Raw genomic sequence first — 10,836 nt, 5'->3', positions numbered from 1 at the left:
CACTACAACTGCACCTGCGAAGGCGGCCAGCAGCAGCCGGCCGGGTTTGCCGGTGGGGACAGCGCCCGCCGGAGGTACCCGTAGCTGCACGGAGGTCCGGCGCAGCCAGGCGAGCGCTGCAATGATCATCAGGGTCAGCAGCAGGGCGGCCGCCTGGCTCAGGTTAAGCCCGGACGTCCCCGGGGTGCTGAGGAGGATGGCTGCCACATGCACCCCGGCCGCTGCGACGAGGATCCATCCTGCCGCCCTGCCGCCCGGGACACTTCCCCTGGCCAGGTACACAACGGCAGCGGCGAGGAGTCCGGCTCCCCAAAGCCCGGCAAGTCCGCCCGCCGCGTATCCAACCGCTCCAGGACCTTCCGCCCCCAATGCGAAGAAGCTCGAGGAGATGGCAAGGTTGACCGTCCCGGCCCCGAAACCGGCGAAACCGGCGAAGAGCCGGACTGCCGCTGGCTTGGACCCCTCCCCTTCCGGCGGGGACGCCGGAAGGGACGGGATACTGGTTGCGGTCCGCTGGGACATGGTCCCTATGCCCGTACGGTTGCCGGGGACTTGTCGAGCGACAGGCCGACGCCCAGCAGGAGCACGGCGCTGGCAAGGTGCAGCACGTTGTCCGCACCGTTCAGCGCGATGATGTTCAGCGGGGAGGCCAGCAGGAAGAGGCCCAGCACGCCGACCAGCAGGTACACGGCGCCAACGGTGGTGTTCACGGTACGGGCGCTCGCGGTGCCCTTCACCCCGGCGAAAAGCAGTGCGGCGCCGATGGCGAGGTGGATGATGTTGTGCAGCGGATTGACTTCAAAAATGATGAGGTTGGCGCCCTCGGTGGCAGCGAAGCCAACGCCGGATGTGACGGCGAAGCCCAGGAGGCCGACCAGCAGGTAGACGGCTCCGAAGACGGTGGCGACGAGACGGTTGGGTGATGTGCGCATGGCCCGAATCCTTCCGGTAAGGCGGGTGGCTTGTTCCCCGCCGGACTGCAGGTCCCTGGCCGGGACCCTCGGAAGCAATTCGGACCATGCAGGGGCGTGGATGGGTAAAAGATCAGGGCCCTTCGTCACGCAGCCGGTTACGCTGCGGGCCTCAGCTTGATGTTGGTCATCTTCAGCTCATCGGTGCCCTCGAACCGGTACGCGAGGTCCACGTTCTTGCCGTCGCAGGTGATGAGGCCGGCAACGTCCGCGGATTTAACGCCGTTTTCCGTGGCCACCTGGAGATCGTTGTAGGCCGGTTCGCAGGTATCGTCCATTCCCAGGCTTTCGACGCCGGCAATAAAGGACTCCTTGGACAGCTGCTCCTGCAGCGCCGGGTCCAGGTAGTCGTCGTAGGCTTTGGAGCTGTCGCCCGCGATCACCAGCTTGGTGAAGCCGTCGGCGAGGCCTTTGGCCTGGTTGGTGGCACTGCCTGCCACATTCACAAGGATGATGAAGCCGAGGATCACCAGCAGCAGGACGCCGCCAATGCTTGCCAGGATGATCCACAGCTTCCGGCGGCTTTTCGCCGGGGGCTCCCCGGGGAGGCCGAACGGGCCGGATCCCGGCTGCTCCGGTTGCGGCTGCCCGTACTGTGTTTGTCCGTACTGCGGCTGCCCGTACGGTGCTTGTCCGTAGGCCGGCTGGTTTCCGGCCGGAGGCTGCTGCGGCTGTTGGGGCAGCGGCTGGGGCCCGGAGCCGGTGCTGCCCGGCTGGTACGGTTCCTGGGGACTGCTCAAGGTGGGGCCTTTCCGAAGTGGTGCATGCACCGCCTGGTTGCGGAGCCTTCGTTCCGGTCCCGGCGGATATCTTGGACCAGCCTATAACCCGGGCCGCCGGCGCCGTACTCCAAACCAGCCGCCCGCCGTCGTAATTCATGCCACCGCTAGCTGCGCTCTGAACCCCGGTCCAGGAGGGGCTGCACCCGGAAGGGGATGAGTTCACCCATGGCCAGCGCGGTGTCGGTCCGGTCCACGCCGTCGCACGCGAGGATTTTCCCGTTGATACGGAACAGGTCTTCGGCGTCCAGTGCCACCACCCGCAGCAGCAGGTCGGCGGATCCGGTGAGGCCGTAGCCTTCCAGGATTTCCGGGATATCGGCCAGTTCCGTGGCCAGCCGGGTGAGTTTCTGCTGCTGGACATGCACGGAGATGAACGCCATCAGCGGATAACCCAGCGAGGCCGGATTGATGCGCCGTTCAAAGGACAGGAAGACGTGCTTTTTCTCCAGCTGGGACATCCGGGCCTGCACCGTGTTCCGGGACAGGCCAAGCTTCTGGGCGAGTGCCACCACTGTTCTGCGGGGGTCCTGTGCCAGGGCCGAAAGGAGGCGGGTGTCGGTGCCATCCAGAGCTTGCATAATGCGCAACGCTAGCACGGTACTGCGCTGCCAAACAGAGCATTGTGCTCAGTCGGCGCCGCAGTGGTTGTACCTCCTGAGCATTGTGAGTAGGGTCACAATATCCGGGGCAACGGCGCCCGGGAGGCCTGCGGATCAGGGGACCACAAGTTCCAACGCTGCAGGTCAACGACGTGAGAAGGTTGCGGGCTATCGTGTCTACAGACGGAACGGGCCAGGGCAGTGCAGAGGCCCACAACAGCGCCCAAGGTACCCACGGACCTGCCCATGGGCTGGTCCAGCTGATCACTCCTTCCGGGGAACGGGTCAGCCATCCGGAATTCGATTTCTGGGTCAGGGACATCACGGACGAACAGCTGTGCTCGCTGTTCGAGGATATGAGCGTCATCCGGCGCATTGACGTGGAGGCCACAGCCCTGCAGCGCCAGGGTGAACTCGCGCTCTGGCCCCCGCTGCTTGGCCAGGAGGCTGCGCAGATCGGTTCGGGCCGGTCCTTGCGCCCCGACGACTTCGTGTTCTCCAGCTACCGGGAAAACGGGGTGGCATACTGCCGGGGCGTGGATCTGACGGACCTGGTCCGCGTCTGGCGCGGCAACGCATCCGCCGGGTGGGACCCCTACACAGTTAACATGGCCACCCCGCAGATCATCATCGGAGCCCAGACGCTGCACGCCACCGGCTATGCCATGGGCATCCAGAACGACGGCGCCGACTCCGTAGCCGTCACCTATTTCGGGGACGGAGCAACCAGCGAGGGTGACGTCAACGAGGCCATGGTGTTCGCCGCCAGCTTCCAGGTTCCGGTCGTGTTCTTCTGCACGAACAACCATTGGGCCATTTCCGAGCCCGTGCGGCTCCAGTCACACATCCAGCTCGCGGACAGGGCCACCGGCTTCGGAATCCCCAGCATGCGCGTGGACGGCAACGATGTCCTGGCCGTGATGGCCGCGACCCGCGTTGCCCTTGACCGGGCACGCCGCGGGGGCGGTCCCACGTTCATTGAAGCTGTCAGCTACCGGATGGGACCGCACACCACGGCCGACGACCCAACGCGGTACCGGGACCCCAACGAGCTTGAGGATTGGGCGGCAAAGGATCCGATCAGCCGGGTGGCGGCCCTGCTGGACCGGAAGGGGCTGCTGACCGACGAGCTGCAGCGGCAGGTTAAGGACAAAGCCGACGCCGTGGCCCGCGAGATGCGCAGCGGCTGCACCACCATGCCGGACCCGCAGCCGCTGGACGTCTTCAAGCACGTGTACAGCACACCCAACTCCTGGCTGGACCGGCAGCAGGAGCACTATGCCCGTTACCTGGCCTCCTTCGGTGATCCCGCCGGGGCCACTTCTGAAGAAGGTGCACGCTGATGACCCAGATGACCTTTGCCCGTGCCATCAACGCGGGCTTGCGCAAATCCCTCGAAAACGATCCCAAGGTGGTCCTCCTCGGCGAGGACATCGGTACCCTCGGGGGTGTCTTCCGGGTGACGGACGGGCTGCAGAAGGACTTCGGGAAACACCGCGTGGTGGATACCCCGCTCGCCGAATCCGCCATCGTGGGGACGGCCGTCGGCCTCGCATACCGGGGTTACCGGCCCGTGGTGGAAATCCAGTTTGACGGCTTTATTTACCCGGCGTTCGACCAGATCGTCAGCCAGGTGGCCAAGCTGCACTACCGTACGCGGGGAGCGGTGAAGATGCCCATCACCATCAGGGTCCCGTTCGGCGGGGGCATCGGCTCACCCGAGCACCATTCCGAATCACCGGAAGCGTACTTCACGCACACCTCCGGCCTGCGCGTGGTGACCGTGTCCAACCCGCAGGACGCCTGCACCGTGATCCAGCAGGCCATCTCCTGCGATGACCCCGTCATCTACTTCGAACCCAAGCGCCGCTACCACGACAAAGCGGACGTGGATGATGCCGTTGACTTCCGCAGCGCAGCACCCATGGATCAGGCGCGGGTCCTCACCGAAGGCGCCGACGTCACCCTTGTCGCCTATGGGCCCCTGGTCAAAACTGCCCTCGACGCCGCTGCGGCCGCCGCGGACGAGGGAATCTCCATCCAGGTCATCGACCTGCGCTCGCTGGCCCCCGTCGATTACGACACGGTTGTCGGCTCGGTCCGGCGCACCGGCCGCCTGGTCATCACCCACGAAGCCGGTCAATCAGGCGGACTCGGGGCAGAGGTGGCGGCAAGCATCACGGAGCGCTGCTTCTACCATCTGGAAGCTGCACCGGTCCGGGTCACCGGCTTCGACATTCCGTACCCCTATTCGAAGCTGGAGATGCACCACCTGCCCGGCCTGGACCGCATCCTCGACGGAGTGGACCGGGCCCTCGGCAGGCCCAACTCCCTCAGCGGGCTGGAAGGATGAGCGTCACCATGATCAAGGAATTTCGGCTCCCGGACCTGGGCGAAGGACTCACCGAGTCCGAGATCCTCAGCTGGAAGGTGGGAGTGGGCGACACTGTCACCCTGAACCAGGTGATCGCCGAGGTCGAAACCGCCAAGGCAGTGGTGGAACTGCCGTCACCGTTCGCCGGAGTCATCAAGGAGCTCCACGAACAGCCCGGAACCATCGTCGAGGTGGGCAAACCGATCGTGTCGTTTGAAGTGACGGACGACGCCGGCACGCCACCTTCCGCGCCAGGTGACACTGCCGCCGGGGTGCGGGAGGCGGAGGAAGGGGAGGCGCCTAAGAGGCAACCGAACCTGGTGGGGTACGGCGCCGTCGTCGAAAGCTCCGGACGCCCCACCCGCCGGCCCCGGAACTTCGCCGCCCCGGTGGTTGAGCCTGTCGAAACCCAGCCCGCCGTTGAGCCGGTCGAAACCACGCCTGTCGAAACCCAGTTTGCCGAAACGACGCCGGGTGAGCGGCCCCGCTCCACGCCGCCGGTGCGCAAGCTGGCCAAGGATCTCGGCGTGGACCTGGCGGCAGTCACCGGCACTGGCCCGTCCGGTCTCATCACCCGGGAGGACGTGCAGTCCTACCTGGAGGGCACGCCGACAGAAGCGCCGGGCGCCGACCAGCCGGTTCCGGACAGCCGGGAAACCGGAGCGGGGGAGCGGGAAACCCGGACCCCCATCAAGGGTGTCCGGAAATTTACGGCCGCAGCGATGGTGCAAAGTGCTTTCACCGCCCCGCACGTCACGGAGTTCCTCACCGTTGACGTCACTCCGAGCATGGAGCTCCTTGCCAGGCTGAAGGGCAGCCGGGAATTCCCGGCCTTGAAGCTGACGCCCCTGACCCTCGCGGCGAAGGCAGTGCTCATCGCCCTGCGGCGCAATCCCGCCCTGAATGCCCGATGGGATGAAGCGAACCAGGAGATCGTCACCTTCAACTACGTGAACCTGGGCATCGCGGCAGCCACGCCGCGCGGACTGACGGTGCCGAACATCAAGGATGCCGATGCAATGTCCCTTGCGCAGCTGGCTGAAGCGTTGACGGCCCTCACCGAAACTGCCCGTGCGGGAAAGACCGCTCCGGCGGACCTCTCCGGGGGAACTGTTTCGATCACGAATATCGGCGTCTTCGGCATCGACGCCGGCACACCCATCCTCAACCCGGGGGAAGCGGCCATCCTTGCCATCGGCGCCGTGCGGACCATGCCGTGGGAATACCGTGGCGAGGTGGCCCTGCGGCAGATCATGACACTCAGCCTGTCCTTCGACCACCGGCTGGTGGACGGCGAACAGGGATCGAGGTTCCTGGCCGACGTCGGGGCCATCCTGGCCAAACCCGGCATGGTCCTGGCCATGGTCTAAATACGGGACGCGGGCCAGCGGCTACACGGCCGCCGGGTTGTCTACGGTGAGGGCCGCCAGCGCCATCCCCTCAAGCAGCGGCCGGGCAGCCGCGGCCGCGATCCTGCGGCCGTGGCTGCGCACTGAATGCGGCGTGGAATTGATGAGGCCAAAGGTGGCATGCGCACGCATCCGGAGCTCCGAGGTATCGGTGCCGGGGTGCAGCCTGGCGAGCACGTCCACCCACACCTCCACATAGCTGCGCTGGAGGGCCCGTACCGCGGCCTGGTCCTGCTCTGAGAGGTTGCTGAAATCCCGGTCCTGAACCCGGATCACGTCCGGCTTGCCCAAGGCAAAGTCAACCTGGAACTCCACCAGCTGCCGCAGGGCGGTCAGGGGGTCCGGGCTGTCCTCCACCACTTTGCGGCCGCCGTCCAGCAGCTCCTCGCTGACCGTTACCAGCAGATCCGCCAGGACCGCCTGCTTGCCGGGAAAGTGACGGTACACGGCCGGGCCGCTGACGCCTGCTGCTGCTCCAAGGTCCTCCAGCGACACCCGGTTGAAGCCGTTCACGGCAAACAGGGAGGCGGCGGCGGTCAGCAGCGCCTGGCGGCGGTTCTCCTTCGCCTTGCTGCGCTGGGTTGAACTGCTGCGCTGGGCTGCATTGCCCTGTTGGGTCGTACTGCCCTGCTGGGCTGCATCGCCGTGCTGGGTCGTACTGCCCTGCTGGGCCGGCGTGCGTTCGCTGGTCTGCGTTGCGTCGGTGCTGCGCACATTTCCTCCTCGGACCCGCAGATTCTAGCAAGACGCCTATGTGTTGGACATCACAGTTAATAGAGACTAACCTGAATTTCAGTTATTCGTCACTAACCGAGTTGGCTCCTGCCGGCCTGGTTTGCACAGGAATGGACCCGTCGATGGAGACCCTTGTCAGCCTGCTGGACACCAGCAGCCAGGCGTTCGGTGCCAACCGCGAAGCGCAGCTCCAGCTGGCGGAGGACCTGCGGAAACGGTTGGCAGACGCCGCCCTGGGGGGTCCCCAGAAGTCCCGGGAACGCCACGTGGCGCGGGGAAAACTCCTGCCCCGCGAGCGCATCGACCAGCTGCTGGATGACGGCAGCCCCTTCCTCGAAATTGCACCCCTCGCCGCCACCGGGATGTACAACGACGAAGCTCCCGGCGCGGGGGTCATCGCCGGCATTGGACTGGTGCACGGACGCCACGTCCTGGTCATCTCAAACGACGCCACGGTCAAAGGCGGCACCTACTATCCGATGACCGTCAAGAAGCACCTGCGGGCCCAGGAAGTCGCACTCGAGAACCGGCTGCCGTGCATCTACCTGGTGGATTCGGGCGGGGCATTCCTGCCCAAGCAGGACGAGGTTTTTCCGGACAAAGACCACTTCGGCCGCATCTTCTACAACCAGGCGCGCCTCTCAGCGGCAAAAATCCCGCAGATCGCCGCCGTGATGGGCTCCTGCACTGCCGGCGGCGCGTACGTCCCGGCCATGAGCGATGAAACCGTCATCGTCCGCAACCAGGGCACCATCTTCCTGGGCGGCCCGCCGCTGGTGAAGGCCGCCATCGGCGAAATTGTCACGGCCGAGGAGCTCGGCGGCGGGGACGTGCATTCGCGGATCTCGGGAGTGACCGACCATTTGGCGGAAAACGACCACCACGCCCTGCAGATCATCCGCGACATCGTGGCCACGCTGCCCAGACCGGCGGCCCCCGCGTGGGACGTGGAACCCGCCGTCGGGCCTGCCGCACACACGGAGGAGCTGTACGGGGCAGTCCCCACGGACGTCAACGCCCCCTACGACGTCCATGAGGTCATCGCCAGGCTTGTTGACGGCAGCAGGTTCCACGAGTTCAAGAAGGACTACGGCACCACCCTGGTCACCGGCTTCGCACGCCTCCACGGCCATCCGGTGGGCATCGTGGCCAACAACGGCGTGCTGTTCAGCGAGTCGTCCCTCAAAGGCGCACACTTCATCGAGCTTTGCGACCAGCGCGGCATCCCCCTGGTGTTCCTGCAGAACATCTCGGGCTTCATGGTGGGCAGGGACGCGGAGCAGGGCGGCATCGCCAAGAACGGGGCAAAAATGGTCACGGCCGTGGCCACCGCCAGGGTCCCCAAGTTGACGGTGGTGATCGGTGGTTCCTTCGGCGCCGGCAACTACTCCATGTGCGGCCGCGCCTATTCGCCGCGCTTCCTCTGGATGTGGCCGGCAGCCCGGATCTCGGTGATGGGCGGCAGCCAGGCGGCAAGCGTGCTGGCCACTGTGAAGCGGGACCAGTACGAAGCGGCCGGCGAGGAATGGTCAGCCCGGGATGAGGAAGAGTTCAAGGCCCCCATCCGCCGGCAATACGAGGACCAGGGCAGCCCGTACTACTCCACGGCCCGGCTCTGGGACGACGGCGTCATCGACCCCGCGGATACCCGCACCGTCCTGGGCCTGGCACTGGACGTCGTCTCCCGCACCCCCTTGCCGGAAACCTCTTTCGGCCTCTTCCGGATGTGAGCCAGCCATGACCCTGCACTCAACGACGAGCATCACCGCACCCGGCACGGCCGCCGCCCGCCAACCGTTGTTCGGCACGGTCCTGGTGGCAAACCGCGGCGAAATCGCGTGCCGCGTCATCAGGACCCTCCGCGCCCTGGGCATCCGCTCGGTGGCCGTGTACAGCGATGCCGACGCCGGCGCCCGGCACGTCCGCGAAGCTGACTCGGCCGTGCGGATCGGCCCGGCGGCCGCCGCCGAGAGCTACCTGAACATCGAGGCGGTCATCGGGGCCTGCCGGCAGACCGGCGCCGAGGCTGTGCACCCGGGCTACGGCTTCCTGAGCGAAAACGTGGAGTTTGCCCGCGCCCTGGAAAAGGCCGGCATCACGTTCATCGGGCCAGGCGTGGAAGCCCTGAACATCATGGGGGACAAGATCCGCTCCAAAAACCACGTGGCGGGCTACGGCGTCCCGGTGGTTCCCGGCGTAGCACGCCCGGGCATGACGGACGCTGACCTGGTGGAGGCTGCCGCCGCCGTCGGATTTCCGCTCCTGATCAAGCCCTCCGCGGGAGGCGGCGGCAAGGGCATGCACGCGGTGGAAACCCCGGAGGACCTTCCCGGAGTCCTTGCCACTGCCCGGCGGGTGGCGGCCAGCGCGTTCGGTGACGACACCCTGTTCCTGGAACGGTTGGTGAGCACCCCGCGGCATATTGAGGTCCAGGTATTGGCGGACAACCACGGCAACGTCATCCACCTTGGCGAACGCGAATGCTCCCTGCAGCGGCGGCACCAGAAAGTGATCGAAGAAGCCCCGTCGCCCTTGCTGGAAAGCCTGCCCAACGGGCCGGAAGTCCGGGCCCGCATCGGCGAGGCCGCCTGCAACGCCGCCCGCAGCGTGAACTACAGCGGCGCCGGAACAGTGGAGTTCCTGGTCTCCGATGACGCCCCGGACGAGTTCTTTTTTATGGAGATGAACACCCGTCTCCAGGTGGAGCACCCCGTTACGGAGATGGTCGCGGGCGTGGACCTCGTTGAATGGCAGGTGCGGATTGCCGCGGGTGAGGAACTGACCGTCCGGCAGGCCGACGTCGTCCTGGAAGGCCACGCCGTGGAGGCACGTGTGTACGCCGAAGTGCCGGAAAAGAACTTCCTGCCGTCCACCGGGCGGGTTTACCTGCTTGACGAGTTGCCGGACGGAGGGGAGGGACGGATCCGGGTGGATTCGTCACTGGTCGAAGGGCTGCAGCTGTCGTCGAGCTACGACCCGATGATGGGCAAGGTCATCGCCTGGGGTGCGGACCGGGCAGCCGCACTGGACACCCTGGACGGGGCGCTCGCCGGCTACACCGCGCTGGGCCTGGACACCAATGTGGAGTACCTCCGGCTCCTGATCAACGATCCCGATGTCCGGAACGGCCACCTGGACACCGGCCTCATTGAGCGGAAGCTGCCTGGCTTTGCTTTCCGCCGCGTCGGTGAGGCCGAGCTGGTGGCCGCGGCCCTCTTCGTTCTCCAAGCCGGTGACCGGGCACCACAGGCGCCCGGTCCCTGGCACGCGGGGGATGGCTGGCGGCTGGGAGCTCCCGCTCCCCGGCTTGTGAGCTTGGGAACGCCCGACGGCGGCGTGGCCACCGTTGCGGTCAGCGGCAGTCCCGCCGCGGGAGACAGCATCGTGGCGGTCGACGGCGGGGCCCGCCGCACTGCCTCGCTTCGCTTTTCACGGCGAGGCCACGCGGAGCTGGCCCTCGACGGCGACGTCCACGAGTATGCGCTGGCTCCGGTCTACCCGGGACCACTCCACCCAGGGCCATCTTTCCCGGAACACGGCACTGGGGAACCCCGCCAGAGGGAGCCGGGGACCCCGCCGTCGGACGCCCCCTTGGAACTGTTCCTCGGCAACGGAGGCTGGTCCTGCCGGCTGGAGGTGCTGAGCCGTGAGGCGCGGCTCGAACGCGTCCTGGCGGCGATCCAGCGCGAGGAAGGATCCGCAGACCCGGCCGTGCGTTCACCGATGCCCGGCACCGTCGTGTCCGTCCCGGTGGCCGACGGGGACACCGTGGAAGCCGGCCAGGTCCTGGCTTCGGTGGAGGCCATGAAGATGGAACACCAGCTGCTGGCGCCGCTGGCCGGGACGGTGTACCTTACCGCCCGGCCCGGCGACCTGGTGAAGGCGGACCAGATCCTGGCCACCATCCATCCAGCCGGTGCCCCGGAACAGCCACAAGACAGTCTGACGAACGGCAAAGGAGCCTAG

At 66.6% G+C, this 10,836-nt stretch carries 10 protein-coding genes; 5 read left to right on the top strand and 5 right to left on the bottom strand.

Annotated features, from left to right (window positions below):
• From P2Q66_RS06700 to P2Q66_RS06685, 4 genes are all read right to left on the bottom strand, one after another.
• The coding region (locus P2Q66_RS06700) for a hypothetical protein (RefSeq protein WP_275726542.1) at positions 1–522 on the bottom strand (522 nt) is incomplete at its 3' end.
• Between the two features lie 5 nt (positions 523–527).
• On the bottom strand, positions 528–932 hold the full coding sequence (locus tag P2Q66_RS06695; protein WP_275726539.1) for a DUF4383 domain-containing protein: 405 nt from the start codon (positions 930–932) through the stop codon (positions 528–530).
• A 137-nt stretch (positions 933–1,069) separates the two neighbouring features.
• The gene (locus tag P2Q66_RS06690) at positions 1,070–1,711 is read right to left on the bottom strand and encodes a hypothetical protein (protein WP_275726536.1); all 642 of its coding nucleotides are present in this window, start codon (positions 1,709–1,711) and stop codon (positions 1,070–1,072) included.
• Positions 1,712–1,857: 146 nt separating this feature from the next.
• Positions 1,858–2,331, bottom strand: a complete 474-nt coding sequence (locus P2Q66_RS06685) for an Lrp/AsnC family transcriptional regulator (RefSeq protein WP_275726534.1) — start codon at positions 2,329–2,331, stop codon at positions 1,858–1,860.
• A 194-nt stretch (positions 2,332–2,525) separates the two neighbouring features.
• On the opposite strand from P2Q66_RS06685, the gene pdhA reads away from it, so the two are divergent.
• The 3 genes from pdhA to P2Q66_RS06670 are packed head-to-tail and all read left to right on the top strand — an operon-like array spanning position 2,526 to position 6,096.
• Positions 2,526–3,695, top strand: a complete 1,170-nt coding sequence (gene pdhA, locus P2Q66_RS06680; protein ID WP_275726531.1) for a pyruvate dehydrogenase (acetyl-transferring) E1 component subunit alpha — start codon at positions 2,526–2,528, stop codon at positions 3,693–3,695.
• The gene (locus P2Q66_RS06675; protein WP_275726529.1) at positions 3,695–4,705 is read left to right on the top strand and encodes an alpha-ketoacid dehydrogenase subunit beta; all 1,011 of its coding nucleotides are present in this window, start codon (positions 3,695–3,697) and stop codon (positions 4,703–4,705) included. The genes pdhA and P2Q66_RS06675 overlap by 1 nt, the downstream gene beginning before the upstream one ends.
• A gap of 8 nt (positions 4,706–4,713) precedes the next feature.
• Entirely contained in the window at positions 4,714–6,096 is a 1,383-nt protein-coding gene (locus P2Q66_RS06670) for a dihydrolipoamide acetyltransferase family protein (protein ID WP_275726527.1), read from the top strand.
• A gap of 21 nt (positions 6,097–6,117) precedes the next feature.
• On the opposite strand, the gene P2Q66_RS06665 is transcribed toward P2Q66_RS06670, so the two are convergent.
• On the bottom strand, positions 6,118–6,849 hold the full coding sequence (locus tag P2Q66_RS06665) for a TetR/AcrR family transcriptional regulator (protein ID WP_275726525.1): 732 nt from the start codon (positions 6,847–6,849) through the stop codon (positions 6,118–6,120).
• A 143-nt stretch (positions 6,850–6,992) separates the two neighbouring features.
• On the opposite strand from P2Q66_RS06665, the gene P2Q66_RS06660 reads away from it, so the two are divergent.
• On the top strand, positions 6,993–8,600 hold the full coding sequence (locus tag P2Q66_RS06660; protein WP_275726522.1) for a carboxyl transferase domain-containing protein: 1,608 nt from the start codon (positions 6,993–6,995) through the stop codon (positions 8,598–8,600).
• 7 nt (positions 8,601–8,607) lie between these two features.
• Positions 8,608–10,836: a biotin carboxylase N-terminal domain-containing protein gene (locus P2Q66_RS06655; RefSeq protein ID WP_275726519.1), complete on the top strand. Its 2,229-nt coding sequence runs from the start codon at positions 8,608–8,610 to the stop codon at positions 10,834–10,836.

This window comes from Arthrobacter sp. Cr_A7 (assembly GCF_029222765.1).
Lineage (GTDB): Bacteria > Actinomycetota > Actinomycetes > Actinomycetales > Micrococcaceae > Arthrobacter.
The sequence above is the reverse complement of the archived record's forward strand: the minus strand, read 5'-3'. Positions and strand labels throughout refer to the sequence as shown.

Bases quoted from the DNA above. Each gene is read 5' to 3' on its own strand.
- P2Q66_RS06660 (WP_275726522.1), top strand. From the start codon at position 6,993: ATGGAGACCCTTGTCAGCCTGCTGGACACCAGCAGCCAGGCGTTCGGT.
- P2Q66_RS06695 (WP_275726539.1), bottom strand. From the start codon at position 932: ATGCGCACATCACCCAACCGTCTCGTCGCCACCGTCTTCGGAGCCGTC.
- P2Q66_RS06685 (WP_275726534.1), bottom strand. From the start codon at position 2,331: ATGCAAGCTCTGGATGGCACCGACACCCGCCTCCTTTCGGCCCTGGCA.
- P2Q66_RS06670 (WP_275726527.1), top strand. From the start codon at position 4,714: ATGATCAAGGAATTTCGGCTCCCGGACCTGGGCGAAGGACTCACCGAG.
- P2Q66_RS06655 (WP_275726519.1), top strand. From the start codon at position 8,608: ATGACCCTGCACTCAACGACGAGCATCACCGCACCCGGCACGGCCGCC.
- P2Q66_RS06675 (WP_275726529.1), top strand. From the start codon at position 3,695: ATGACCCAGATGACCTTTGCCCGTGCCATCAACGCGGGCTTGCGCAAA.